Origin of the sequence: Sphingobacterium gobiense, from assembly GCF_002980575.1 — a bacterium.
GTDB classification, from domain to species: Bacteria; Bacteroidota; Bacteroidia; order Sphingobacteriales; family Sphingobacteriaceae; genus Sphingobacterium; species Sphingobacterium gobiense.
The window spans coordinates 1,636,699-1,662,688 of sequence record NZ_PVBS01000001.1 but is presented as its reverse complement, the minus strand read 5'-3'; the positions used below and the strand labels follow the sequence as shown (position 1 = coordinate 1,662,688).

The window sequence follows — 25,990 nt, the reverse complement described above, 5'->3', positions numbered from 1 at the left end:
TGGATTATAATAATTAATAATCAGAAGTTTAACGATGACACAAGTAACAAGAATTACGGTAGAAGCAGTAGCAAATGCTCCCGTAGCAGATGTTTGGAAGGCATGGAACACACCAAGTGATATCATGCAATGGAACACGCCCGATTCAAGCTGGCATACGCCAAGCAGTGAAAATGATTTGAGAGTAGGCGGGAAGTTTAAAAACAGGATGGAGGCCAAAGACGGTAGCTTTGGTTTTGATTTTGAAGGCATTTATGATAGCGTAGAGCTGCATAAAGAGATCTCGTACACCATGTCCGATGGCAGAAGGTCGACTACATTGTTTACTCCACAAGGTGGTAAAACCAAAATAGAAACCACATTTGATGCGGAAACTGAGAACGATCCGGAATTTCAGAAACAAGGGTGGCAGGCTATATTGCACAACTTTGTGCGTTATGTTGAATCAACCCAGTCGTAAACCTTAATCTTTACTATTATGAAAAGAAATAAGATAATCTTTTGGGTAGCAACTACTATCATTATCCTGTGGGAAGGCGTTATGCCGCTCAGTGCACTACTTTTTTCACCAGAGCAAGCGACTATAGGTACCAGACCTTTGGGCTACCCCGATTACTTTGCATACGCATTGATCATATGTAAGGTACTGGGCGTGTTGGCTATTTCCTATCCAAAAGCACCTGCAAAATTAAAAGAATGGGCATATGCCGGACTCACTTTCAATTTGATCTTCGCCTTCATCAGCCATGCTTGTGTAGATCAAAATATCGGCTTCATGCTGATGCCTTTGGTCGTGTTGGGTATTCTTGCTGTTTCTTATCGGTATAACATTAAAATACAGAACAATGGCTAAAACAAATTATCAGACCATCGATGAATACCACGAGGCGTTCAGTGGCGAAGCGTTGGGACGGATGCAGACTATCCGGAAAATTATTCATGAAATAGTACCAGATGCAGTAGAAGGCATTAGCTATCAAATTCCATGCTTTAAATACAAAGGATATCTGCTATACTATTGTGCATTTCCCAAACATATTTCGTTATCTCACCCATATAGCGAGGCGTTTTGGGAACATTTTAAAGCCGATCTGCAGGGCTATAAAACAAGTAAATCGGTCATACAGATGCCCATGGATAAGCCGCTGCCTGAAGCATTGATCGGAAAAATAATCACTTTTCGCAAGGAAGAGAATGAAGAAAAAGGAGAAAAAAATAAATAGTTCACTTAAATAATTTCACTATCATGGAAAATTCAGTTTCATTACACCGCGTAATCCAGGCAAGTCCCGAAAAGGTATTCCGCGCATTTTCAGATCCTGTAGCGCATGCAACTTGGTTGCCGCCTTATGGCTTCGTATGTACAGTCCAAAAGATGGACTTTGAGGTAGGGGGGACATACCACATGACATTTATTAATTTCAGTACAGGAAATCGACACTCTTTTGGTGGAACGTATGTGGAAATAAAGCCGAATGAGTTTATTAAATATACCGATAAGTTTGACGATCCCGCTCTACCGGGAGAAATGACAACAACCGTATGGCTGAATAAGGTTTCATGTGGTACAGAACTGAAAGTGGTACAAGAGGGTATTCCCGAAGCAATTCCTGCAGAGATGTGTTACTTGGGTTGGCAGGAGTCGCTCGACAAGTTAATTAAGCTCGTAGAACCTGAAATACCTGATGGGCAATAAACTATGATCGTTTCTAACCGTGACAAATGTGCGAGTGCTGTCTTCATTACTTTTTCGGGTAACTGTAGGGAAGCACTCGCCTTTTACCAAACTTGCTTTGGCGGTTCACTGCTGTTCGAGCCTTTTGAAACAGAATGGCAGGGGCATCCAGAAAATCCTATCGTTATTGGCTCACTTTTTTCTGATAGTATCACTATCCATGGGTCAGATCTTGTATATAATGAAGGAAGGAAAGTCGGCAATTATATGGCCGTTTTTCTACATTGCAAGACCGTGGGTGAAAGGCAGTCATTAATTGAAAAGCTCGGATCTGGTACTGCACATTCTGCCACTGTCGATCAAGAGAGCCAAAAATTGGTAGAGATAATCGATATGTTTGAGGTGAGATGGATATTAGCGATGTAAATTTTTTTTAAAAAATACTTGCGAAGTCATTTGGCTACATTTATATTTGTAGTCAAATGACTTCGCAATGAATTTAAGACGAGACGTATTCCAGGCCATTGCCGATCCCACTAGAAGAGCGATCCTCTTGCTGCTGGCTACCCAGTCCATGACAGCAGGGGTTATTGCTTCCAATTTTGATACGGCCAGACCAACGGTTTCAAAACATTTGCAGATACTTACCGCCTGCGAATTGTTGAAACAGGAACAGCAGGGGAGAGAAATTTATTATCATCTTAATGCAGATAAGATGAAAGAAATCGCCGATTTCATTGAACCGTTCCGAAAGCTTTGGGATGACAGGTTTAATAAATTAGAAAGCCTCATGAAAAACTATAAATCAACATAAACGAATATCATGGAAAAAAAGACAAAAATAGATGCCATAGATGGTAAACAGGAAATCGTCATTACGAGGGAGTTTGAACTGCCATTAAACCTGCTGTTCAAAGCCCATATCGAACCTGAACTGGTGGAGCAATGGATGGGCAACAAAGTCCTGAAAATGGAAAGTAAACCGCACGGAAGCTACCAATTTGAGACGAAGGATGCACAGGGTAATATCCTTTTCCGGGCGAATGGTGTTATCCATGAATTGGTGCCTAATACCAGAATCACCAGAACGTTTGAAATGGAAAATACACCATTCCCGGTGCAGCTTGAATTTTTGGAATTTACGGAATTGGCCGACGATAGGAGTAAACTGACTATGCATGTGATATACAAGTCGGTGGAAGACAGGGATATGATACTACAAATGCCATTTGCGGCGGGAATCAATATGGCGCATAACCAACTGGAAAAAATAATGGGTGAACTAATATAAATGTGCGATGAAAAGGAGAGACAAAATTATTTATTGGATAGCAACCCTCTGGTTGAGCTTAGGGATGTTTTCAACAGGGATTGTTCAGATTATCCGGATGGACGAGGAAGTCAAAAAAATGAATGAGCTGGGCTATCCGGTCTATTTTTTGACAATTATTGGCGTTTGGAAAATATTGGGGGGTGTAGCGGTGCTGGTACCTAGACTTCCGTTGGTTAAAGAGTGGGCTTATGCCGGTTTTTTCTTTTTGATGACAGGCGCAATTTTTACCCATATTGCTGTTGGCGACGAAGCGATGGAATATTTCGGACCTTCCTTGCTACTTGTGTTGACCATGGTGTCTTGGTATTTCCGACCGAATACGCGGAAACTTTTAATCCATAAAAAATGAATATCGCCCTAAATCCAACTGATACTTTTTGTCATGATTTACCCCTCAAGTTGTCGTTTTTACCATGGCTCAGATTTTCTATTCACACGTAACTTTGTATGGTGAGTACAATAAACACAATCATAAACTTTTTGATTTTTACTAAATTGAAAAGGAAGAAAATAATCTTGACAATGACGTCATTTTCGTCGGGAGGGCGTTATACCGCAACATCCTACTGACATACAGTTGTCATCCAGCCGTGTATTTTTGTATATAAACAATTAATAAAGACGATATGAACCACGAAAGAAAAGAATCAGAAGAACCATACTCTCTGTCCAAAACTAAACCTGAGTTAATAAATAGCCTCAAAGAACGAGAAATCAAAAGTGAAAGCAACGACGATGCACCTAGGAATGACGAAGAACGTTCTGCGGAGTTACAGCAGACAATTCTGGCGGAGAGTGATATGGCGAAACATGCACATAGGGTTGCGGTAAACTATGCCAAAAGCTTACTGTTGTTTTAGTTTCCCTTTAAACACCTTTCTAAATTTTTCCAGTTTGGGTTGAATGACCATTTGGCAATATGGTTCGCTCATATTATTGACATAATAATCCTGATGATAATCTTCCGCGACATAGAATTTATCGTAAGGACTAACCTCCGTTACGATCTTTTTGTCGTATGCCTTTTCGTCATCCAATTGCTTGATATAAAATTCGGCAAGGCGCTTTTGATTTGCGTTATGGTAAAAAATCGCTGAACGGTACTGGGTGCCCACGTCGGCACCCTGACGGTTCAGCTGCGTGGGGTCATGGGCAACAAAGAATGCGGCGAGCAATTCATCGTAAGAGATCTCGGCAGGATTATAAATGATATTACAGGCTTCGGCGTGCCCCGTTCTGCCAGTCGTTACCTGTCGATAACTAGGATTGCGGACGTGGCCACCGGTATAGCCGGATATCACGGCACTGACACCTGCCAATTGCTTGAATTGTTCTTCAACACACCAGAAACATCCGGCGGCAAATGTAGCTGTATCCGCTGCCAGATTAATGGCTTTATGGCTCTGCATCGCAGTGGGATCATTGTTGGATTTCGTCTGCGCACAGGAGATCGAAAGGGTAAATAGCAGGAAGAAACTTAACCTGCTGCTGCAGGGAATGATCTGTTGGCTTTTCATAACAATGTCCTTTTAATTTATTTAAAGTTACGAATTTTTAAATCTTCTTTTTCTGTAACATACAAATCGAACTTACTCATTGTATGCATCTTTGTTGCATTTAATGATTATAGTTGTTATAATTGCAACTCAATTGCTTTTTAATAAACAACTATGAATTTTTTAAAACAGAGATCAATCTCCGAAATCTCACGCAATGGCCCGTGGAGGGGGCTATTCATATTGATGGCTTTACTGTTTGTGCTAACCGTGCAGGGACGGGCGCAGACTCGGCAGCAGCTTGTGCAACTGGTTGTGCAGTTGGAAGACTCGCTCGGACGCCCGATTCCTAACGCGTCTATCATCCAGAGGGGAAGAGGCGTAGTAGCAGTAAGCGATGCAAATGGTGAATGTACAATAACAACAGCCAGGTCACTGCATGTGGAGGTGTCACATGTCAATTATCTGCCGAGGGAAGAATATATTGAACTATTGGCAGGCGAGGTACAGCACCTACAGTGGGTACTAAGGCCGAAACCTCAATTTTTAGATGCGGTGTCGGTCACGGCATCTACTATGCCGAAAGAACTCCGTAAGATTGCCTCTAGTGTGTCGGTACTGCACAGAGGTGCGCCGGAGCTCCAGCAGATCCAGACGATCGATGAAGCTTTGGCCTTTGTGCCCGGCGTGATGGTAGATAGAAGTCGCGGACTGACGACCACGGGCACACATACAGGGGTCATATTACGAGGTACAGGGGCAGCAAACCGAACCTTGGTACTAAAAGATGGAGTACCCATAAATGATGCGTATACAGGAGGGGTTTCGGAATGGAACAGTTTGGCCGGAAACAGTTTGGAGCGTATTGAAGTGGTGCGCGGTCCGGGTTCATCTATTTATGGTTCGAGCTCCATGGGCGGAACCATTAACCTCGTTACGCAGCTCCCCACAGACAAACCTATCGTAGGAGCTGATTTTCGCTACGGATCGATGAATACCTACCAAGCGAGTCTGAAAGTAGGAAAGCGGTTTGCCAAGCGCTGGGGAGCGATTGCGTTTGCTGAATATAAACACACCGATGGTTATGCTTACATGGCAGACAGCCTTTGGAAAGACCATTATCAAAAGCCCAAAATGTCTTTGCTGAACATCAATACAAAACTGACGTACGATTTTGACAACGGCGGGATGTTTATCGCTACGGCCGATTTCAACCAGCAGGAGCCAATATCGGGCACTTCAACCATCTACGACGACCGCACCTTCACGGGCAATTATCAACTACGCTACCACAACACAGAGGCAAAGTTTGCTCCAGATATTGTGGTCTACTACAACTTGCAAAACCGCGCATCGCACGCCAGAGCCTGGAATGCGGAAGAGCTGGCGTTTAATAGAACGAACTACATTTCTCGGGTGCCGCTCGATACGTATGGGATGATTGCTAAGGTGAGTCATAGCGTTTGGAACCATGACATCACGGTGGGTGCCGATCTGCGTTTTACGGAGGTGGCATCGAGAAAACATTACCCCGAAAAGGGTGATCAGAATTTCAGTGGCAGGCAAGATTTTATTTCCTTTTTCCTGAATGATGATATCAGTTTTACCCAAAAACTGCATGCCAATCTAGGGTTACGCTTCGACCGGTGGGCAAACCGCAATGGACGTTTTGCGGATGATATGTCGGGTGATGGGGTGTTTATAGCGTATGACAATGCGCATTCCTCGGTATGGACGCCCAAGGTGGGGCTAACCTATGATGTCTTGGCCAACTTGCGTTTACGCTCGGTATATGCTACAGGGTTCAGGGCGCCGGGAGCATTCTATATGTACAATGCTGCGCCGTTGGGCTCTTCTTTCCGGTTGGGAAATCCGGAACTGAAACCGGAACGGATGCGCTATTCGATTGATTTCGGAGCGGATCTGCAATTGATGGACAAGTTGGAGCTTTCGGCAACCGTATATCGGTCGCAGTATAGCGATTTCCTATCTGCCGTGCTGATCGATGCATCGGAAGTGCCGGAGTACTTCGATCCGGGCAGTCTGCCGGTAAGACGATATATCAACATCGGTAAGGTCGGTCTTTGGGGGCTGGAAAGTTCGGTAAAATATAACATTTCTCCGTTTGTGACGATACAGGCCAGCTACTTTCACAACCAGTCAGAAATAAAAAAATATGAACCAAACCCCGAATATGAGGGCAAGGAAATGAACGACAATCCGCGCAATATCTATTCAGGAGCTTTTATATACGACAATCCACGGATAGGCCACATCAGTATCTGGGGCAGGCACACCGATACGTTTTTTGGCGATCTGGAAAATACTGCCGAAAAGAAAATGGATGCGGTGCGCGTGGTCGATCTGAAGTTGGAAAGGCGTATCGGCCCAATGGGCGTAAACCTGACGATCAACAACGTATTCGACAAGTTGTATTACGGGAGCTATACTTCGCCGACGAGCTATTACTATGCACCCGGCAGGACACTCTTCGTAGGGATTAATTATCAACTGTAAAATAACATGAAATCATGATTGAACTTATTGAAAATCTTTTATTCCAGATTGGTAGTCTATTGCATCTGCCGGTTTTTCTAGGGCTTCTATTAATGGTCTTCTGGGTACTATGGTCATTGGGCGCATTTGTTCGTGAAGTGGTCTTCCGTCGTAAAAAGAAGCGTGTCCTGCTATTTTTGCAGAAGTACGAAGCGGAAATAGAAACATTACTGACAAATGAACGAGAGGCTGATATCAATCTGACGGAATTGGTGCAGCTGTGGGAAAAGGCGGAGAACGCAAAATTGGATAGGATTCGGTTTTTGGTCAAAGTGGCCCCCTCGCTAGGGCTTGTGGGTACGTTGATCCCGATGGGGCAATCACTCTCTACCCTATCTACGGGCGATATGTCTGCGATGGCCAGCCATATGGTGACGGCTTTTACGGCGACCATTATCGGCCTGGTATGTGGTATCCTCGCGTATTTGATTTCCTTAAAACGCGAACAATGGCTCTCACGGGACTTCCTGACCTGCGAGGCTATCATCGAACGAAAACTGCGCACCGAAGCCGGTAAGCCTTCGGTGAAAAAAGTGCATGCTATGGATAATAATGTTATCATATAAAAAATGAGGTTACTGAACAAATATAAATCGAGTAGTACGAAAGAGCCATTAGAAGACCCCATTAGCGGGGTGGCTAATCTATTTGACATCAGTATCGTGCTGATTGTGGCAATGATCCTGGCGTTGATGTCTGCGCTGAATATGCTAGAACTATTCGACGCGCAGACGGAATTTACATTGACTAAGAAAAATAAGGACGGCCAAATGGAAATTATCAATAAAAAGGGTAAAGAAATAAAGGTCCAGAAAGTGTCGCCGGAAGAAGCCGCGGGACAGGGCGAGCGGTTGGGAACAGCCTACCAGCTGGAAGACGGACAGGTCATTTATATCCCCGAAAATTAATGGTAAGAAAGTTTTGGTGTTTACTCTGCGGCGTGGTGCTTTTCTTTATCGTATCGCCGTCCTTGAAAGCGCAGGATGCCGAAAGGCGCTTACGGATAGCGCTGTTGATGTCGGATAATTATAGCAAACCGGTGGTCGATGCGATGGATACCTTAGGCCGGATACCGCAATTTTCGGATCGGTTTGACATCGTAACCACCCAGAATGGGGCTTCTGCAGTGGAAACGGCGGATGTAGTTGTGTGCTATGTGCATACGCCGCAGGTGGTACAGCGTTTTGCCCAGCAAATGAAGAAAGTCATAGAGCGTGGAGGCGTGGTATATGCCGTAGGGCATACGGCCGAAGCGGCCAATTACGAGGCTTGGGGAATGCAGTTTGACGCGACGCTGGAGCCTTATTTTGATAATCCGAACGGGTTGAATATGACGCGATTGGTGCAATTGCTTTGCGATAGGCATCTGGGTGGTATCTTTGCGCCGCAGGGTCCCATGGATTTTCCGGATTATGCGATGATCGATTGGCGAACGGGAAAGCTGTATACAGCAGTAGAGGATTTTCAAGAAGCTTATGAGACGGACTCGGCAGATGCGCCCTGGGTAGCTATTTATGGCTTTCGATATGAATTCGTAACCGGACAGGACGGCTATCTGCGTGCTTATGCAAAAGGTCTGGCAGATGCCGGATTCAATGTGATGCTCTGCTATGGCTTCCCTTTGGAAAGGGTATTAGAAGATTTTTGTATCCATGCAAAAGGAAAACCACGTATAGACGTGTTAGTCAATTGTTCGTCGCTGCCGGGAGGAAGCCCCGAAAAGCTGGCCGTGGCGTTTAGCGCCTTAGGTGTACCGGTTATCAATGGAATTTCGGTGTCGCAAACGAAAGCAGCGTGGGCGGAGTCTACCATCGGGATTTCTATAGCTCAGCGGAGTCTGGCGTTGGCCCGACCGGAAATAATGGGGCAGATCCAACCCACTGTTTTGGCTACGCAGGAAATCGTCGCCGATCAGCAGGGGAATCGTTTCAAACAAAAAACGCAATTGTCGGGGCGGATAGCGCATCTTGTGGGAAAAGTGAAGGCGTGGACAGCATTGCGCAAGAAACCCAATGCAAAGAAGGAGATAACACTCATTTATTATAACGGACATCCGGGCAAACACAATATCGGCGCAAGCTATTTGAACGTATTGCCTCATAGTATATACCGTATCTTAACGGCATTGGATGAAAATGGTTATGATGTAGGCTCGGACCGATTATCAGAAAAAGCAGTTTTCGAAAGGGTTATGTCTGGGGGAAGAAATATCGGTTCCCAGACTCCGGAGGAACTGGTGCGTTTGGTAAGGGAAGAGCGGCCTGTGTTGATACCGATGAAAGTGTATAAGGAATGGTTTGCCAACCTCCATCCGCGATTCCGGCAACAGGTGGTTGATAAATGGGGTGAACCAGATTCCGCCAGGATCATGGTATGGACAGACGACAAAAAAGAGCGTTATTTGGTGCTGCCACAGGTGACCTATGGCAACATCCACTTGATGCCACAGCCTGCGAGAGGCTGGGACGAGGATGAAGAGGCGTTGTTTCATGATGTGAGTTTACCGCCCCACCACCAATATATCGCATTTTATCTTTACTTGCAGCAACAGCAGCAGGCCGATGCGCTTATCCATTTGGGTACGCACGGTACTTTGGAATGGCTCTCGGGTCGGGAGGCGGGGTTGGACGCCGACGATGCACCAGACGCACTACTGGGATCGATGGTGAATATTTATCCGTATATCATGGACAACGTGGGAGAGGGTACACAAGCCAAAAGGCGTGGAGGAGCAGTGATTATCGACCACCTGACACCGCCTTTTCAGGAGGCGGGACTGCGACCTGAGTTGCGGGAGCTTGCGGGAGCGATAAATGATTATAGTGTGGCCTCGGAGAAGAGTACGGTTCTAGCTGATGCGCACCTGAAAAAAATCAAGCGGCTGGCCAAACAGATAAACATCGGACGCGATCTGGATATAGAAGGTGATATAACTGGTAACGATGTGCAGCGCTTGGAGCATTATCTACAAGAACTGAACGAGAAGCAAACTCCCATGGGGATGCATACGTTTGGCGTGTCGCCAGACCCGGCCAAGGCGCGTCTTACGGCAGTGGCAATGTCAGGCCGACAGATAAATGTGCCACAGCACGAAAGGGACTCCCTTACGGATGTATTTTTTGATCGTATTATGCGCAGTGGGCCCGCAGAAATGCAGGCGCTATTGGATGCATTGGAGGGTAAGTTCATCGAACCTGCTCTGGGGAACGATCCGATACGGAACCCAGATGCCTTGCCCACCGGGAGAAACTTCTATGCGTTGGATCCATCACGCATGCCTTCCGCCGATATCTATGAAGCGGGTAGCGCACTGGCAGACGAACTTGTAAAGGGTTACCTCGAGCAGCACGAAGGGGTATTCCCCGATAAGGTGGCGTTTAATTTGTGGTCGGTCGAGACCATTCGCCATGAAGGAATCATGGAGTCGCAGATTTTGAATCTGCTCGGTGTGCGGCCCACGTACGATGGGTTTGGCAAAGTAAAAGGCGTGGAGTTGATTCCGCGCGATAGCTTGAACCGTCCCCGCGTAGATGTGTTGGTTACGCCCTCGGGGTTGTACCGGGATATGTTTCCGCAGATGATGCAGCTACTGGATCAGGCGGTAGCGCTAGCTTATGAGGCTCCGGAAAAGGATAACGTGGTGCGGCTACACGTGGATTCGACCGCGCGTCAGCTAGCGGATCTAGGGGTGGATGATGCCAACCTACGCCAGCGCTTGGCGATGGTGAGACTGTTTGGATCGGCCAGTGGAACCTATGGTATTGGTGTAGATAATGCGGTGCAGGCATCGGATAAATGGGAAGATAATCGGGATATCGCGGAGGTATATTTTAACCGTTCGGGGCATCTCTACGGACAGGGGTTTTGGGGTGCGGATGACGGTGAGGTACAGGAGATGACGGGGAAAGATCTTGCGCTATCCATGTTTCGTAAAGCGCTTTCGGGAACGAAAGCTGTCGTGCATAGCCGTTCGACGAATGTATATGGTGTGCTGGATAATGACGATTTCTTCCAGTATCTTGGAGGAATGACGTTAGCCATTAAGACGCTGGATGGTACGGAGCCTGATGTGATGGTAAGCAACCTGACAGACCCTTCGGCCATGCGGCAGGAATCGTTGGATAAGTTTATCGGTAGGGAAATGAATACGCGGTATCTGAACCCGAGCTGGATAGAAAACATGTTGGACGAGGGCTATGCGGGAGCACGGATGATCGGTCAGGTAACGGATAATATGTGGGGCTGGCAGGCGACGACAGATCAGGCTATCCGTCCTGAGGATTGGCAGGAATGGCATGATGTATACGTGGCGGATAAATATGAGCTGGACATGAAGCAGCGTTTCGCAGACGCAGACAACTTATATGCATATCAAGCCATGCTGGAAAAGATGCTGGAGGTGACACGAAAAGAATACTGGAAGCCCGACGAAACAACGGTAAATAACTTGAAAATGGTTTATCTGGAAACGGTGCAGGCTATCGCAAAAGCAGAAAATATCGCCGGCGCTGCGGATCTAACGGGTCGGGGCAGAGAGGCCCCGGCGGCCAAGATACCAGCAAGTGCTTATGATCAACCTACCGAGACCTCGCGAACTGCGGCGGATCAGTCGTTGAAGGGCTATAAAATGAAGGAAGAGACGTTGTTCAAAGCGGGAGAAAATACCCCGATGGAAAAAGAGCTGGATGGGAAGATACTCCTGGTCTTAGTGTTGGTATTTGGGCTTGGTTTTCTAGGTGGAAGTCACAGGCCGTAGCAAAGCAGCATGAGCCGATTAGCTTGTCTAATTAGCTCATGCTTTTTGCTCATAGTGCCTCGCTACTCCAATAATAGGAGTACTGACATATAATTTTAATTGACGGTGAAAACAGTGGTTGCGCCATGCCAAACATGGGTGTGTGGTTTATCATTCCAAATACCTTCCTCAGGGGAATATTTGCTTGTTTCGACGACATACATGCCTTCCCATAGCGGCTGAAAACTTACTTTTCCGGATGCGTCTGTTTTAAAGGTTTTTGCCCAGCCTTCTGCACTGATTACGGTAACAGCGGCATCGGCAAGCGCATTTCCTTCGTCCATGACAACGATATCGACTGTTTGCTTTACTCGATTTTCACTGGGCGCAACAAAGGCTAACAGGTTTATTTCTTTAGGATTGGCGGTCATCCGATCCGATTTGCCTACGACTATAGGAAGAGATGCTGAAAAAACGTACTTCGTTTGCCCGCCTAGTTCACTTGCAGCATGGGTGGTATGGAAGAGATATAGTCCCTCTTGTTCTGGAGTAAAAGAAGCTGAAAGGTGATCGGCCGCGACGCTCGTTTCCAGCTTCGTAGATTGACCGCTGGGATGTTGCACCCAGAGCTCGAGTTCTTTTACATCAGCATACCAATCTTTGACCAGATCCCTAGTGCCGTGTTCGTATTCACCATAAAACACCTTGACAGTCTGTGTCCCGTTTTTCTTGCCAACCTGCGACGCCTCTATCCAAAGAGCATGTGCATAGGCCGTCTGTGATAAACTGTTGCATAGGAGTGCTATAAAAAGCACGAATAATGGAGTTTTCTTCATGTTATATTTTATTTAGACTGATTCCAGACAAATATACGCACTTGAAATTAATCTGCAACAAAATAGATACAAATCGTCCATGAAGGTTCACTTTTAGAAACAATGAGTAGGGACATAATCAGCTATGTTTAAAAAAAAACAATAATTTATACTATTTTTATGTGCTACATTTGAACAAATTTTAAACATATGGGATTAGAGTCGTATCAAATAGAAAAGGTGGAAAGTGTGACGATGGCAGATATTGTAGAAAAAAGGCTGCTCGACTATTTTAAGAAAAATGCGTTTAAGCCTGGAGATGCCATACCAAAGGAATTGGAACTTGCGGAAGCGCTTCAGGTGAGCCGCAATGTCGTGCGGGAAGCTTTGAGTAGATTGAAGATGCTAGGTATGATTGAATCAAAAAAGAAGCGCGGTATGGTCTTGTCGGAACCCGACATATTCGGTGGTTTTGAACGTGTATTAGATCCACTGATTTTAGAACAACAGACATTGCAAGATTTGTTTGAACTGCGGATGGTGTTGGAAATGGGATTGGCCGATTTGATTTTTCGTAGAAAAACAGATGACGATGTGGCCGAACTCGAAAGAATTGTACAAAAGAGTATAAATCAGAATAAAGCTTCTTTTAAAGTGAAGCATGAGATTGCTTTTCACGGCAAGTTATACGCTATGACGGGAAATACGACCATTATGCGCTTCCAAAATTTGCTTTTGCCTATTTTTGAATATGTCGTTTCTGAAGAAGAGAAGCTATACGGTATTCCACCTATAAGCGATGTTGGACATGGGGATCTAGTAGAGATAATAAAAAACGGAACGCCACAGGAATTTAAAGAAGCTATGCGAATCCATCTAAGCCCACATTTTGATCGATTAAGCTAAAAGATGAAAAAAGGAGAAAAGTTCTCCTTTTTTCATTTATAAGACCACCTCTACAGCCAATTAATACTAAAAAAACAAAATTCTTAAAAAAATAACCTAAAAAGTTGCAAGTGTTAATTTTAATACTTTATATTTGTTTATATGTTCTACATAAGTATTAAATAAATCAATTTTAAATCATTAAAATTCTGATTATGAGGGAATCAGTTTTAAAGAAATTATTTTCTTTTTTTATTTTATCAATTTGTTGTATGCCATTATTTGGACAGATTCGAGATGTATCGGGACAAGTGAAGGACAGCGAAGGAACGCCTTTGGAAGGCGTGACGGTAACGGGTAGTGGCTCATCGACGACGACATCGACAGCGGGGACGTTCCTATTGAAGGCACAGCAAGTCGACAGTGAACTCGTTTTTACTGCGGTAGGATACCGTAGGCAAGTGGTAAAGGTTCCCACAGAGGGGAATCTCGATGTGCTGCTGACAAAGGAGCAGACTGATTTGGATGAGGTGGTGGTTATCGGCTATGGTGAGCAAAGCCGAGCGACGGTGACCACTTCTGTCGGTAAAGTGGATGCGCAAGAGTTCGCCAATGCCCCCGGGCAAAACCCATTATTGCAGATGCAGGGAAAGGTTGCAGGGGTCTCTTTACAGGTATCTAACGGCCAGCCGGGGGCAAATCCACAGATTTTCATTCGCGGTGGAAGTTCAACGTCGCCGGAGGGTGACGCGCCGTTAATGATTGTGGATGGTGTTGTCGGAACGATGCGAAATATTTCGGATTTAAATCCGGATGATATTGAATCGATGCAGGTGCTTAAAGATGCTGCATCCACCGCGATTTACGGAGCACGCGCTGCTAATGGCGTTATTATCATTAAAACAAAGTCTGGTAGCGCAGGGAAACCGACCATCAATTTTAAAATTACACCGGCGTTAGAACAACTAGGTAAACGATACGATTTTGCTAGTGCGCGGGATTATATTTACATCAGTCGACTCAATACTCACAAGTTTAATAAAACGAATCCGGAGATGTTCCTGTCTAGCGGCGCCTATGGGATGTCTACGGGTAATCCACGTAATAGTAGGAATACGTTGGCTTTCTTGGATACCTATCTACAAGAGTACGGCCAGGACTATGTGGCGGATTTGATGGAAAACCAGGGTTGGGAGACGATGATCGATCCGGTGACGCAGAAGCATTTGATCTTTAAGGAAACGGATTATCAGGACATGACCTTGCAAAATGGTCGTTCCACTCAATATGATCTGAACGTAAGCGGAGGTGGAGATGTGGGTAATTATTATCTTGGACTGGGGCATAACAATCAGGCGGGTACCGTTGTAGGGACGGAATATAAGAACTACAGCGCGCTTTTCAACGGCGAATACAACTTGAATGAAAAAATGAAGCTACGCTCCAATTTTTCCTATCAGATGAGGACCTCCAATGCGCCATGGAATTATCAAAATGTGCTTTCCCGTTCGATCACAATGCCATTTACGTATCGTGATTACTACGAGGACGGATTGCCTGCACCGGGCGAGGGACCCGCCAGTTTCCGGAGTCGTCATTATGAGGTGTATTACAAAGAAAAATATAATGATGTAAAGGTATATCGGACGACGATAGGACTGGGACTGGATTATAATATCCTACCCGGACTCAAGTTTGCTCCTGCGTTATACTACAACACGACGGAGGGTATCGAGAATTATTTTGAAGCCTCCAATGAAACAAACCGTAACCGGAATGCGAGTGCGGTACATGATCAGTTTCGCAAGATTCAAGCGGATGCTTTGCTGACGTATGATAAACGTTTTGCGGAGCAGCACCATATCAACGTATTGCTAGGCTCGAGTTATATTAACGATCATACTTATCAAATGAGAGGTAGCGGATATAATGCGCCAACGGATTATATTCCGACACTGAATGCGACGGCGCCCGAAACGCAGCGTATTACGACAGTTAAAGCGACCGATGTAATCATGAGTTATTTTGGTCGTGCAGACTACGATTACATGGCGAAATACATGCTATCGGCCAGTTTCCGCGTGGATGGGTCTTCCCGATTTGCGGAAAATAACCGGTGGGGATTTTTCCCTGGTTTCTCCGCAGGATGGAACTTGCACCGGGAAAGTTTTTGGCAAAACATTTCACCCTACGTGAATCAGATGAAGATTCGAACCAGCTGGGGCCAAACAGGAAACAATGAGTTATCCATAGCGGATGCGCAGGGCGAATATACAGCCGGTTTTCCTTATGATGGTGCTGTAGGGATAAATAATTCCGTATTAGCTAACCGTAATCTGATCTGGGAGACGACTACGTCATTTGATATAGGGGCTGACTGGGGATTCTTTGACAACAGGTTGCAGTTGACGACGGAATATTATAACAAAGTGACGAGTGATCGCTTATTTATGAGACCGCTATGGGCTTCCACTGGATTCGCATCTATCCGAAGCAATTTTGGCTCTATCCGCAATAGAGGAATTGACTTGCAGCTTTCGAGTCAACCTATACGAGGGGAAAATTTCAATTGGGACCTCGGATTCACATTCTCATTTAATAAGGCAACGGTAATTAAGATGCCGGAAAATCAAGAGGACAAGAATAGAAGCGGAGGGAATTTTGTCTGGGATACCGACAAACAGGAGTATGTCAAGGTCGGTGGATTTGCAGAGGGTGAGCGGTTTGGTGCCCGGTATGCTTATCAGATGATCGGCGTGTACAGCACAGACGAAGAAGCGATGCACGCGGAAGAAGATGTGGAGGCCAACGGAAGGCAGAAAGTCGGTGGAGACGCCATCTGGTATGATAAGGATAGAAATGGTATCATCGATTACCGCGATATGGTATTCATGGGTTATATACGACCAGATAAACAAGGCGGGATGGTCAATACCTTTCGGTATAAATCGCTCACCTTTAGATTTGTAATGGACTATGCAATTGGGCACGTAATCGATAATTCTTGGAAAGCCAGAGTGATGGCGAGCGCACGGAATAACAACATGATTATTAAGGATGTGTTGGGCGATAACGTATGGAACGAGCAAGGTGACGTGGCTGAAATTCCACGTTACACGGTACAAAGTGACGCGGACTACAATTTCCGTAACCATTTGCGTAATCCTAACGGTATAGGCGGAACTTCAGGATATAGCAGCAATAATTCGCTGTATTATTCAAAGGGAGACTTCTTGGCCTTTCGGGAGCTCTCGTTATCTTACCAATTTCAAGGAAATTGGCTCAAGAAAGCGCGGTTGAAGGGACTAAACCTCACGGTGGCAGCCTTTAATTTGGGATATTTGACGTTTTACGATGGTCTCTTCCCAGAGATATATAAGGGAAATGACCAAGGTGAATATCCTAGGCCACGACAGTTTAACCTTGCGATTTCGACGACATTTTAATGAAGATTATCAAACAAATGTATTATGCGTTTTAAGAATATTTTAATTTTAGTTTGTTCCATCTGTTTGTTATCGGGTTGTGATAGCATACTGGATGTTGACCAAGAATCCGCCATCATTGGCAATGGCTTTTGGAATGCGCCTGACGACGTAAATGGTTACTTAACGGGCATTTACAATAAATTTCGCGGAGGTAGTGGTACGGGGACCAATGGCGTAATGAATACCACGTATTGGTTAGAGGACCGAGGAGACACTTTCGAGCAGGGGTTGGAATCTGGTGTAACGCCGGCTTGGCAACAAAACCTGAACAATGCCAACGCACCGAACTGGCTGGAGCTGTATGAAGTAATTCAGCAGTGTAACATGTTGCTTAAATATGCGCCTACTATTGACTATGTAAATGAGCGTGATCGGAGCAGGGCGATGGCAGAAACAGTGTTCATCCGATCGTACGTATATTTCATTTTGATTCGGACATTTGGGGATGTTCCGCTGGAATTAGAACCTACGGAAAGCGATGATAAGCAGCCTTTGCCACGTATGGCGGCTGCAGACGTGGCGCAACGGCTATTGACAGATCTGGACCAGGCTATTGGACTCTTTCCAGAGGAGGGTGTTTTAAACAAATCGAGAGCTTCCAAACCGGCTGCACATGCGCTGAAGGCTGAATTACTTTTGTGGAAGGCTAAAGTGCTTCAAGGAAATCAGGCGGATCTGGAGCAAGCGCTGCAATCGGTACAGATAGCGCTGGCAGCCGTATCTCCTATGGCCGAGTTTAGTGATATCTTCGCCACGGATAGTAAAAAGAATGCAGAAATATTGTTTTCCCTGCATTTTCAACGTGATGAGAAGTCCGACCATTATAGTAGCAGATTAAAGCCCCGGAATATTTTTGTGCAAAATGCTGTCAATGCTGCGCAAATACCGTATGCGCTGAACGGTGCACGTAGTGTATATGCGCCGAGCACCAAGCTGATAGAAGCTTTTGCAGCGTATCCGCACGATAAAAGGACAAATGTGTCGATCATCAGGGCTGTAGCCGCAAATGGAAGTACGATCGGCATTTTCGATAACAAATTTCGTGGAACTAGCTTTAGCGATGATAGACATTACGATAACGATATTATTATTTATCGGTGGGGCGGCTTGCAATTATTATATGCAGAAGCCTTAGCTGGACTCGAACAATTGAACGCCTCGGTAACAGCGCTGGACGAGGTACGTCAGCGTGCGGGAATTGGTCCGTATACTGGTCCGCAGACAAAACGGAGCATTGAGGAAGCCATTTTAAACGAGTCTTTCAAAGAAAACTATTTCGAACTGAAACGTTGGCCGGATTTGGTACGCTTTCACTTTGGTGGGACGATAGACGCATATGAAGAAGTTCCTAATTTGCAGGGTAAAAATATTCCCTTGTTTTTCCCGATACCGCAAGCGCAGATAGACTTGAATCCCTTGCTTGAACAAACCGATGGATATATATTTTAAATTTCGATAGCAATGAGAACTAGTAATTATAGACAAATATTGATGGGGATGATAATCGCTTGTTTTACTTTTCATTCTTGCGATAATGAATTGGGAGAGCGTATTCCGGATGATTATTTTGACCGCGACAACAATGAGTTGGACGCACCCTATATTTTTCAGAAAGGATACAAAGATTACGCTTGCTATAGAATTCCCGCATTGGTAAAGACTGTTAAAGGTAGTTTGTTGGCGTTCGCAGAAGCGCGAAAGGATAATTGTGCAGACGATGGAAACATAGACCTTGTTCTTCGGAGGTCGGTGGATAACGGAGAAACCTGGGACGATATGTTTGTTATTTGGGACGCAGGTGATAATACGGCCGGAAACCCAGCTCCTGTAGTCGATGAAGTGACGGGGGAAATCCATTTATTGATGTGTTTGAATAATGACCAAGTGTATGTTACGCGCTCAGCAGATGACGGCGTTACTTGGACAGAACCGAAGAACATCACGGCATCTGTTAAAAAAGACAACTGGACCTGGTACGCGACGGGGCCTGTCCATGGTATACAGCTTAAGAAAGGTGAACATACAGGCCGTCTAGTTATTCCTTGCGACCATACGGGGAATGCACACAGCATCTATTCCGATGATCATGGTGAAACGTGGAAGCTGGGGGGTATTCCTTCCCATCCCGTGTTTAAGCCTAATGAGTGCACGGTAGCTGAACTATCCAATGGAGACCTTTTGCTGAATATGCGTTGTCCAAATAGTGATAAGCGGAGGTTACTTTCGCGTAGCACTGATGGAGGCCTGTCTTGGGGCACACCCGAGGTACATCAAACATTGATTGATCCGGTCTGCCAGGGAAGTATGCTCACCTTTACGGATACAAATGACAGAGCGATCTTGTTGTTTGCTAATCCAGCTCACGAAACGCGACGTAGGAACATGACGTTGCGTGTTAGCTATGACGATGGAAAAACCTATCCGAAAGAGCAATTGCTGTACGGCGAATTTGCAGCGTACTCCGACATGGCTTTATTGGATCCCAATAGTTTAGCTATGCTCTATGAACGCGGTGTATCGGATGCAAATGAGGGGATTGCATTTGAAGTCATATCTTTGGATAACCTTAAATAATGAACCTAATGAAGATGAAAACAATACTGAGTGTAGTTATGCTGCCGCTCCTTATCGTGGTTTCCTGTAGCAAAAATGATACGGGTTTGGGGCCTTTACAGGCAGATTTTACAGTTAATAAAAATGAAATTGCCGCGGGTGATACCGTGATGTTTACGGACTTGTCGCAAGGTATGCCGTCCCGATTGCAGTGGATATTTGAAGGTGCGTCACCGGATACATCGATATTGGCCAATCCTATAGTTGTTTACGAGCTTCCTGGTACATATAAGGTTACACTTTTGGCCACCCGGGGAAATGCTTCCCATCAAGTGGTTCGGGAAGACTATATCACGGTAGGGTATGGTCCGCTCACAGCGGATTTTGCAACGACGAATACAACCATATATATACAAGAAGAAATTACGTTCGAGAATCTGACAAAGGGCGTTGCAACTTCTTGGGAGTGGGTATTCAAAAGTGAAAACGATGAGATAAAATATACGGGTAACGAACCGAAAGTAATATTTGAAAATCCAGGAATTTACGATGTGACCCTTACCGTTTCGAATCCGGGATACAGTGACAGCAGGGAAAAGGTAGGATATTTAACGGTCTTAGATCCTCGAGATCTCAAAGCTGATTTTGATGCAGAATATAACACCATTCCGACCGAGTATGAGGTGCGTTTTTTCGATACATCTATTGGGCTAGCGGAAAGCTGGCAATGGGAATTTGAGGGCGCCTCATCAAGTGTTTCGAATGAAAAGGAGCCTATAGTGCATTACGCCAAACCGGGTATATATCAGGTCAAACTAACGGTTTCTAATGAGTATACAAGTAAAACCATAGTAAAAGAAAAGGCCGTTCGTGTGGTAGATAACGGTAACTTGGTACTCCTTATCCCGTTCGACAATAAGCTAACGGATTTGTCTGTACATACACTTTCTCCGCAGGTGCAGGGGGATGCACCGTTATTTCATGGCGCGGATAGGTCAGGGGCGGTAGGAAAAGTAGCAACCTTTGGTGGTACTGGTGGTTTGATAATACCAGATCACGAAGCGCTTAACTTTTTAAGCCAGGATTATTCAATTTCGGTGTGGATGAGATCATCCAATACTTCTAGAATGATGGTGTGGCAGGAAAGTGGGAAGAATGGATCCGGCGATAACCAAACATGGCTACGTTTAGGAGATAATACAACAGATCGTAAGATGCGATTTGCCGTGGAAGACGCCACGGGGGGATTTATCTTAAATAGCGACCGTTCAGTGACCGATGGAAGATGGAACCATGTTGTTTGTGTACGAAATGGAAATAGATCATTGCTCTATGTAAACGGTGCGCTTGTTCGGGAGGGTACGACAAACAACACGAAAGTGGTTTCCAACGCAGCACCGTTTAAAATCGCTTTGCAGGAGCTGGTCTCTGGATTCGACAACTATTTTAGGGGCGATTTGGATGATCTTATCATCTATAAGAAAGCCCTGAATGAAACAGAAGTTAAATCACTATTTGAATTTTAAGGATGAGTAAATTACAGTTAGTCAAAGGTTTTTATGTTCTCTTTCTCGGTATGTGTCTCGGTGGGTGCATGTATGCAAAGGGGAAAACTGTGGAATATGTGGAATTCCAACGCCAAGTACCGGTGGTCATAGCACAGGAGACAATTGTTTCCAAGATAAAAATTAGTGGACAGAAAGGACAGCGCTTGCGTGAGATGGCTTTACAGATGCAAACAGATGCTGTCGCTACGGGTAACGCGGAGGTGTCTGTTTATTATGCTAAATCGGATAGTTCATTTAGGAACAAACCAAGCCAGGAATGGTCGTTATTTGCCCGTAAAAAGATGGGTTATAACGCGGATGAGGTTTTTACAGGTAATGTGGTCTTGGACGAAGAAGAATCTTATTTCTACGTCGCATGTGCCATGCCGGCTACGTGGAAACTAGCGGATAAATTTGCGTTGAAAACGATGGAGATGCTAGTGGCAGAAAAACGCTATAAACCCCAAATTGTAGATCAAAAAACATTCTATCCTGCGGTTGCGGTAAGGCAGCACAATCAGGATGAAGTACATACTTCGCGCATCCCGGGGCTGGCACGTACAAAAAAAGGAGCCTTGCTAGCCATCTTTGACGCACGGTACGAGAGTGCTCGCGATTTGCAGGGGCATATGGATATAGGTTTGCACCGTAGCGAAGACGGAGGTCAGACCTGGAAGCCTATGCAAATTGCGATGGATATGGGCGAATGGGGCGGTTTGCCACAAAAGTTCAACGGTGTATCGGATGCTTGCATCTTAGTGGATAGCATGAATGGTACGATTTACGTCGCGGCTACGTGGATGTATGGCGTGCTAGACGACAATGGGAACTGGATAGATAACTTGCAAGATACGAGCACTGTTTGGAATCATCAGTGGCGAAAGAGGGGTTCTCAGGCCGGTTTCGACGTTAAACAAAGTTCCCAATTCATGTTGGTGAAGAGTGTCGACGACGGTAAAACCTGGAGCGAGCCGATAAACATCACCAAGATGGGAAAAAAGAAAGATTGGTGGTTATGGGCGCCGGCACCGGGGAATGGTATAACCTTGCCGGATGGTACCCTTGTTTTCCCAACACAGGGTCGTGATCATACTGGGAAGCCGTTTTCGAATATCACTTATAGTAAGGACGGTGGCCAAACGTGGAAGTCTTCTGCAAAAGCAATCGACGTGGAAGGGGGAACGACGGAGTGTGCGGTTGTTGCACTGCCCGATGGACAGCTCATGCTCAATATGCGAGCGAATAAAAATAGGGATAATTTGGGAACAGATAACGGCAGGGCGGTAAGCGTGTCTTCCGATTTGGGTGCTACCTGGAAAGAACATCCTACTTCTTTTCGTGATTTGCCGGAACCGACCTGTATGGCCAGCTTATTCCGACACGATATAGCCTCTGATAACGGGAAGAAATCGATTTTGTTTTTTTCTAATCCCAATCATAAGTCTAAAAGGATCCATATGACACTGAAAGCCAGCCGAGACAACGGTGACACTTGGCCTGAAGAACTTCAGTTACTGCTAGACGAGGGAAGCAGTAGGGCATATTCTTGCATTACGTCTGTCGACGACGATCACATCGGTGTTTTGTATGAGAGTAGTCAGGCAGATATGGTTTTTCAGAAAATTGCAGTATCGGATATAATTAAAGACGTAGAAAAATAAATCAGACATTTTACATGACATGAAGAAAGTTAAAGGATTAATAGTAGCGACATTTGCAGCATACAAATCAGATGGATCGGTCAATTTTGATATAATACCTGAGATTACAGAGCACATGGTGCAACAAAAAGTGACGGGGATATTCATTTGTGGTACGAATGGGGAGGGACCAAGCCTGTCGACGGAGGAGAGAATGCAGGTGGCGGAAGCCTATATGAAAGCTGTTCGTGGGCGCTTACGGGTGTTTGTGCATGTCGGACATAGTTCCGTTACGGAGGCAAGGCGTTTGGCAGCACATGCAGAAGCCATAGGAGCGGATTATATCTCTGCTGTTTCTGCTTTTTATTTTAAACCGAGTACGGTTAAAAACCTGATTGATAGCATGGCGGAAATTGCATCGGCTGCCCCCAACACACCTTTTTATTATTACCATATTCCAAACATTACAGGTATTCACGTGGATATGATGAAATTTTTGGAATTAGCGGAACAATATATACCTACATTTGCTGGTATTAAATATACGGCTTCCACCATAAACGAATACCAGGCGTGCTTGCATTACAAGGACGGTAAATACGATATACTTTTCGGATACGATGAACTGCTGCTTCCTGCACTGGCCGTAGGAGCACAAGGAGCCATTGGTAGTACATATAACTATGCTGCCCGACTCTATATCGAGGTGATGAATTTATTTGAGCAACGGAAAATTAAGGAGGCGGAACAACTTCATTTCCATGCCGTGGAAATGGTACAATTGATCGTGAAGTATGGTCCAATTCCGACGCAACGGGCTATTATGAAAAAGATAGGTTTAGACCTCGGAAATCCTCGGTTACCCTTGCAATCGTTAGACACTGAAGCGGAACACAAACTGTATGAAGACTTGACCGCTTCTGGTTTTTTGGAATTGGTCAATGGTTTATAGATTTTAATATGCGTGATGTATTTTTATTATTATTACTACCCGTTATAACCATGGTGTCTTGCAACGTTGGAGATGCACAGCATCACAAAAATGATTGGAAATGGTCGATGATACCCCCTGTTCCCGATGCAGTAGGTTTTGCGGGATCTTTTGCCGGAAAGCTCGATGATGGAATTATCCTGCTAGGAGGTGCTAATTTTCCTGACGGAAAACTACCTTGGGAAGGTGGTACGAAACATTGGACCGATAAGATATTCTTTTTAGAGGACAATGGCAGGGAATGGCTCGAACGTGGTAGATTACCTACACGTTTGGGATATGGTGCTTCTGCTAGTTTGGAAAATGCTTTTTATGTAGCGGGAGGGAGTAATGAAACAGGACATCGGGACAAGGTATACAGGATAACGTTGGAAAATGATTCTTTACAGACTGTAGAACTACAACCGTTGCCGATGCCGCTCGCCAATATGTCGGGTGTGCTCGTTGGAACTTCTTGGTATGTTGTTGGGGGCTTAACTAAGCCGGATGCGGTACAGCCGGAGAATGTATGTTTCCGGATGGATTTAAAGCAACCTGAACGGGGTTGGGAAGTCTGCCCTCCCTTGCCGGGAGAAGGTAGAATGCTCGCGGTCCTAGGAACTGACGGAACGGCATTGTATGTTTTTTCGGGTGTGGCGCTTAGAGGTGGTCAAAGACAGTATTTACGGGATACATATCGTTATCGACCTGGGGAGGGCTGGGAAAAATTGACAGATATGCCTCGTGCTGTCGCAGCGGCGCCTAGTCCTTGCTTTTTTGATTCGGATAAAGAGCAATTTTTCATCTTCGGAGGAGATGATGGTGAGCTGGCGCAGACACAATTAGGTAGAAGCCATCCAGGGTTCTCTAATAAAATCCACATGTTTGATATTAAACGGCAAAAATGGTATGATCAACAAGCCATGAACTTGTTGGATAGTTTACCTCCTGTAACTACTACCGCTATTATTTTAGCGGACACGGTGGTGTTACCAATGGGAGAGGTGAAGCCGGGTATCAGGACACCCCAGGTGATTCAGGGGAGCCTTCTACCTTGTAAAATGAAGTATCCATGAGAAATCAATCAACATTTTATATCTGGTTTGTCGTTGCGGCATTGTGGGTCGTAGCTTTCTTAAATTACTTTGATCGCATACTGATTACCTCAATGCGCGATCCTATCGTAAATGAGTTTAACCTCACGGATGCCCAGTTCGGTTTGCTGACAACCATTTTTCTCATCGCATACGGTCTGTTTAGCCCGCTCGGGGGCTATTTGGCCGATAAGTACGCCCGCAAAACACTGATTGTTTTCTCCGTGTTTGTGTGGTCGCTGATGACGATTTGGACAGGCTATTGCCGTTCGTTTGAAGAAATGCTGATTTCACGTTTCTTGATGGGCGTGAGCGAGGCTTGTTATATTCCAGCTGGACTAGCTATGATTACAGATTATCATCGTGGCAGGAGTCGCTCGTTGGCTACTGGGTTACATATGAGTGGTCTATATGCTGGAATGGCGCTCGGAGGGGTAGGCGGATACATGGCCGATTTATGGGGATGGCGATTCGGGTTCCATTTGTTCGGTTTTATCGGTGTGCTTTATGCGATGATTCTCTGGTTTACGCTAGTCGAATATCGAGACAAAGAAAGGGACGCAGACAAAAAAACGATCGCTGGTTCTGAAAAGAAGATAGCTGTCGGACAAACTTTTCGCGCTATATTCCAATTACGTTCATTTTATATTGTTCTTATTTATTTCGCCATATTGGGAATGGCGAATTGGATTGTCAACGGTTGGATGCCCACGTTCTTGAAACAACAATACGCGCTGGATTTGGGAGCAGCGGGACTCTCTGCGACGGGGTACATACAGATAGGCTCCTTTGCCGGAGTTGTATTGGGTGGACTTCTGGCAGATTATTGGGTGCGCAAATCTGCTAAGGGAAGATTATATGCCATTGTTCTGGGGTTTGTGTTGGGGGCACCCTGTTTGTTCTTGCTGTCATCGACCTCGACGTTTGGTATTGCTATTGCAGGAATGGTTGTCTTCGGTTTAGGTAGAGGATTCAATGATGCTAACTTAATGCCACTTTTGCGACAAATTGTGGAGGGAAGGTACGTGGCAACGGCCTACGGCTTCTTAAATTGTCTCAGCACCATTGTGGGAGGCATCATGGTATACTTAGGAGGAGCATTGATGGATGCGCAGATCGGTCTCTCTATCATCTATCAGGTTACTGCCATCCTTTTACTTTGCGGAAGTTTAGGCCTATTATTAGTGAAAATTAGATGGTAGG

Annotated in this window: 24 protein-coding genes; 22 read left to right on the top strand and 2 right to left on the bottom strand. The window is 45.3% G+C overall.

All coding sequences use genetic code 11. The annotated features are described in order from the left end of the window. The first annotated feature begins 34 nt into the window (after positions 1–34). The 9 genes from C5749_RS07315 (at position 35) to C5749_RS07275 (ending at position 3,868) form a co-directional block, all read left to right on the top strand. On the top strand, positions 35–460 hold the full coding sequence (locus tag C5749_RS07315; RefSeq protein WP_105724389.1) for an SRPBCC family protein: 426 nt from the start codon (positions 35–37) through the stop codon (positions 458–460). Between the two features lie 18 nt (positions 461–478). Continuing rightward, positions 479–853: a DoxX family protein gene (locus C5749_RS07310; RefSeq protein WP_105724387.1), complete on the top strand. Its 375-nt coding sequence runs from the start codon at positions 479–481 to the stop codon at positions 851–853. After that, entirely contained in the window at positions 846–1,223 is a 378-nt protein-coding gene (locus C5749_RS07305; protein ID WP_105724385.1) for an iron chaperone, read from the top strand. The genes C5749_RS07310 and C5749_RS07305 overlap by 8 nt, the downstream gene beginning before the upstream one ends. 20 nt (positions 1,224–1,243) lie before the next feature. Continuing rightward, a complete protein-coding gene (locus C5749_RS07300) occupies positions 1,244–1,696 on the top strand; it encodes an SRPBCC family protein (protein WP_105724383.1) in 453 nt (150 codons plus the stop codon). 3 nt (positions 1,697–1,699) lie between these two features. Next, on the top strand, positions 1,700–2,101 hold the full coding sequence (locus C5749_RS07295) for a VOC family protein (RefSeq protein WP_105724381.1): 402 nt from the start codon (positions 1,700–1,702) through the stop codon (positions 2,099–2,101). Between the two features lie 67 nt (positions 2,102–2,168). Beyond that, complete coding sequence (locus C5749_RS07290; protein WP_105724379.1) at positions 2,169–2,489, top strand: ArsR/SmtB family transcription factor; 321 nt, start codon at positions 2,169–2,171, stop codon at positions 2,487–2,489. Positions 2,490–2,498: 9 nt separating this feature from the next. Beyond that, entirely contained in the window at positions 2,499–2,966 is a 468-nt protein-coding gene (locus tag C5749_RS07285) for an SRPBCC domain-containing protein (protein ID WP_105724377.1), read from the top strand. Between the two features lie 7 nt (positions 2,967–2,973). Next, positions 2,974–3,357, top strand: coding sequence for a DoxX family protein (locus tag C5749_RS07280; protein ID WP_105724374.1), 384 nt, complete (start codon positions 2,974–2,976; stop codon positions 3,355–3,357). A gap of 277 nt (positions 3,358–3,634) precedes the next feature. Continuing rightward, on the top strand, positions 3,635–3,868 hold the full coding sequence (locus tag C5749_RS07275; RefSeq protein WP_105724372.1) for a hypothetical protein: 234 nt from the start codon (positions 3,635–3,637) through the stop codon (positions 3,866–3,868). On the opposite strand, the gene msrA is transcribed toward C5749_RS07275, so the two are convergent. Next, a complete protein-coding gene (gene msrA / locus C5749_RS07270; protein ID WP_105724370.1) occupies positions 3,854–4,525 on the bottom strand; it encodes a peptide-methionine (S)-S-oxide reductase MsrA in 672 nt (223 codons plus the stop codon). The genes C5749_RS07275 and msrA overlap by 15 nt on opposite strands. 153 nt (positions 4,526–4,678) lie before the next feature. On the opposite strand from msrA, the gene C5749_RS07265 reads away from it, so the two are divergent. The 4 genes from C5749_RS07265 to C5749_RS07250 are packed head-to-tail and all read left to right on the top strand — an operon-like array spanning position 4,679 to position 11,816. Continuing rightward, the gene (locus tag C5749_RS07265) at positions 4,679–7,021 is read left to right on the top strand and encodes a TonB-dependent receptor (RefSeq protein ID WP_105724368.1); all 2,343 of its coding nucleotides are present in this window, start codon (positions 4,679–4,681) and stop codon (positions 7,019–7,021) included. A 14-nt stretch (positions 7,022–7,035) separates the two neighbouring features. Next, positions 7,036–7,626, top strand: coding sequence for a MotA/TolQ/ExbB proton channel family protein (locus C5749_RS07260; protein ID WP_105724366.1), 591 nt, complete (start codon positions 7,036–7,038; stop codon positions 7,624–7,626). A gap of 3 nt (positions 7,627–7,629) precedes the next feature. Continuing rightward, positions 7,630–7,968: a DUF2149 domain-containing protein gene (locus tag C5749_RS07255; RefSeq protein WP_105724364.1), complete on the top strand. Its 339-nt coding sequence runs from the start codon at positions 7,630–7,632 to the stop codon at positions 7,966–7,968. After that, positions 7,968–11,816: a cobaltochelatase subunit CobN gene (locus C5749_RS07250; protein WP_105724362.1), complete on the top strand. Its 3,849-nt coding sequence runs from the start codon at positions 7,968–7,970 to the stop codon at positions 11,814–11,816. The genes C5749_RS07255 and C5749_RS07250 overlap by 1 nt, the downstream gene beginning before the upstream one ends. Before the next feature lie 95 nt (positions 11,817–11,911). On the opposite strand, the gene C5749_RS07245 is transcribed toward C5749_RS07250, so the two are convergent. Beyond that, positions 11,912–12,631 carry a DUF4198 domain-containing protein gene (locus tag C5749_RS07245; protein WP_105724360.1) on the bottom strand — a complete coding sequence of 240 codons (720 nt, stop codon included), beginning with the start codon at positions 12,629–12,631 and terminating at the stop codon, positions 11,912–11,914. Between the two features lie 189 nt (positions 12,632–12,820). On the opposite strand from C5749_RS07245, the gene C5749_RS07240 reads away from it, so the two are divergent. The 9 genes from C5749_RS07240 (at position 12,821) to C5749_RS07200 (ending at position 25,989) form a co-directional block, all read left to right on the top strand. Continuing rightward, complete coding sequence (locus C5749_RS07240) at positions 12,821–13,516, top strand: FadR/GntR family transcriptional regulator (protein WP_105724358.1); 696 nt, start codon at positions 12,821–12,823, stop codon at positions 13,514–13,516. A 251-nt stretch (positions 13,517–13,767) separates the two neighbouring features. Then, entirely contained in the window at positions 13,768–16,941 is a 3,174-nt protein-coding gene (locus tag C5749_RS07235) for a SusC/RagA family TonB-linked outer membrane protein (RefSeq protein WP_219847917.1), read from the top strand. Positions 16,942–16,965: 24 nt separating this feature from the next. After that, positions 16,966–18,432, top strand: a complete 1,467-nt coding sequence (locus C5749_RS07230; protein ID WP_219847916.1) for a RagB/SusD family nutrient uptake outer membrane protein — start codon at positions 16,966–16,968, stop codon at positions 18,430–18,432. A 12-nt stretch (positions 18,433–18,444) separates the two neighbouring features. Continuing rightward, positions 18,445–19,557, top strand: coding sequence for a sialidase family protein (locus C5749_RS07225; protein WP_105724352.1), 1,113 nt, complete (start codon positions 18,445–18,447; stop codon positions 19,555–19,557). A gap of 8 nt (positions 19,558–19,565) precedes the next feature. Then, positions 19,566–21,062: a LamG-like jellyroll fold domain-containing protein gene (locus C5749_RS07220; RefSeq protein WP_181151304.1), complete on the top strand. Its 1,497-nt coding sequence runs from the start codon at positions 19,566–19,568 to the stop codon at positions 21,060–21,062. Between the two features lie 2 nt (positions 21,063–21,064). Beyond that, positions 21,065–22,744: a sialidase family protein gene (locus C5749_RS07215; protein ID WP_219847915.1), complete on the top strand. Its 1,680-nt coding sequence runs from the start codon at positions 21,065–21,067 to the stop codon at positions 22,742–22,744. A 19-nt stretch (positions 22,745–22,763) separates the two neighbouring features. Further along, complete coding sequence (locus tag C5749_RS07210; RefSeq protein WP_105724348.1) at positions 22,764–23,675, top strand: dihydrodipicolinate synthase family protein; 912 nt, start codon at positions 22,764–22,766, stop codon at positions 23,673–23,675. An 8-nt stretch (positions 23,676–23,683) separates the two neighbouring features. Beyond that, positions 23,684–24,769 (top strand): galactose oxidase, encoded by a 1,086-nt coding sequence (locus tag C5749_RS07205; RefSeq protein ID WP_105724346.1) that lies wholly within the window; start codon positions 23,684–23,686, stop codon positions 24,767–24,769. Further along, on the top strand, positions 24,766–25,989 hold the full coding sequence (locus C5749_RS07200) for an MFS transporter (RefSeq protein ID WP_105724344.1): 1,224 nt from the start codon (positions 24,766–24,768) through the stop codon (positions 25,987–25,989). Before C5749_RS07205 ends, C5749_RS07200 begins: the two co-directional genes overlap by 4 nt. Position 25,990 lies beyond the last annotated feature (1 nt).

What these genes read in the sequence shown, in the direction of transcription:
- C5749_RS07315 (WP_105724389.1), top strand. Translation starts at nt 35, where the DNA reads ATGACACAAGTAACAAGAATTACGGTAGAAGCAGTAGCAAATGCTCCC.
- C5749_RS07310 (WP_105724387.1), top strand. Translation starts at nt 479, where the DNA reads ATGAAAAGAAATAAGATAATCTTTTGGGTAGCAACTACTATCATTATC.
- C5749_RS07305 (WP_105724385.1), top strand. Translation starts at nt 846, where the DNA reads ATGGCTAAAACAAATTATCAGACCATCGATGAATACCACGAGGCGTTC.
- C5749_RS07295 (WP_105724381.1), top strand. Translation starts at nt 1,700, where the DNA reads ATGATCGTTTCTAACCGTGACAAATGTGCGAGTGCTGTCTTCATTACT.
- C5749_RS07290 (WP_105724379.1), top strand. Translation starts at nt 2,169, where the DNA reads ATGAATTTAAGACGAGACGTATTCCAGGCCATTGCCGATCCCACTAGA.
- C5749_RS07285 (WP_105724377.1), top strand. Translation starts at nt 2,499, where the DNA reads ATGGAAAAAAAGACAAAAATAGATGCCATAGATGGTAAACAGGAAATC.
- C5749_RS07280 (WP_105724374.1), top strand. Translation starts at nt 2,974, where the DNA reads ATGAAAAGGAGAGACAAAATTATTTATTGGATAGCAACCCTCTGGTTG.
- C5749_RS07275 (WP_105724372.1), top strand. Translation starts at nt 3,635, where the DNA reads ATGAACCACGAAAGAAAAGAATCAGAAGAACCATACTCTCTGTCCAAA.
- msrA (WP_105724370.1), bottom strand. Translation starts at nt 4,525, where the DNA reads ATGAAAAGCCAACAGATCATTCCCTGCAGCAGCAGGTTAAGTTTCTTC.
- C5749_RS07265 (WP_105724368.1), top strand. Translation starts at nt 4,679, where the DNA reads ATGAATTTTTTAAAACAGAGATCAATCTCCGAAATCTCACGCAATGGC.
- C5749_RS07260 (WP_105724366.1), top strand. Translation starts at nt 7,036, where the DNA reads ATGATTGAACTTATTGAAAATCTTTTATTCCAGATTGGTAGTCTATTG.
- C5749_RS07255 (WP_105724364.1), top strand. Translation starts at nt 7,630, where the DNA reads ATGAGGTTACTGAACAAATATAAATCGAGTAGTACGAAAGAGCCATTA.
- C5749_RS07250 (WP_105724362.1), top strand. Translation starts at nt 7,968, where the DNA reads ATGGTAAGAAAGTTTTGGTGTTTACTCTGCGGCGTGGTGCTTTTCTTT.
- C5749_RS07245 (WP_105724360.1), bottom strand. Translation starts at nt 12,631, where the DNA reads ATGAAGAAAACTCCATTATTCGTGCTTTTTATAGCACTCCTATGCAAC.
- C5749_RS07240 (WP_105724358.1), top strand. Translation starts at nt 12,821, where the DNA reads ATGGGATTAGAGTCGTATCAAATAGAAAAGGTGGAAAGTGTGACGATG.
- C5749_RS07235 (WP_219847917.1), top strand. Translation starts at nt 13,768, where the DNA reads ATGCCATTATTTGGACAGATTCGAGATGTATCGGGACAAGTGAAGGAC.
- C5749_RS07230 (WP_219847916.1), top strand. Translation starts at nt 16,966, where the DNA reads ATGCGTTTTAAGAATATTTTAATTTTAGTTTGTTCCATCTGTTTGTTA.
- C5749_RS07225 (WP_105724352.1), top strand. Translation starts at nt 18,445, where the DNA reads ATGAGAACTAGTAATTATAGACAAATATTGATGGGGATGATAATCGCT.
- C5749_RS07220 (WP_181151304.1), top strand. Translation starts at nt 19,566, where the DNA reads ATGAAGATGAAAACAATACTGAGTGTAGTTATGCTGCCGCTCCTTATC.
- C5749_RS07215 (WP_219847915.1), top strand. Translation starts at nt 21,065, where the DNA reads ATGAGTAAATTACAGTTAGTCAAAGGTTTTTATGTTCTCTTTCTCGGT.
- C5749_RS07210 (WP_105724348.1), top strand. Translation starts at nt 22,764, where the DNA reads ATGAAGAAAGTTAAAGGATTAATAGTAGCGACATTTGCAGCATACAAA.
- C5749_RS07205 (WP_105724346.1), top strand. Translation starts at nt 23,684, where the DNA reads ATGCGTGATGTATTTTTATTATTATTACTACCCGTTATAACCATGGTG.
- C5749_RS07200 (WP_105724344.1), top strand. Translation starts at nt 24,766, where the DNA reads ATGAGAAATCAATCAACATTTTATATCTGGTTTGTCGTTGCGGCATTG.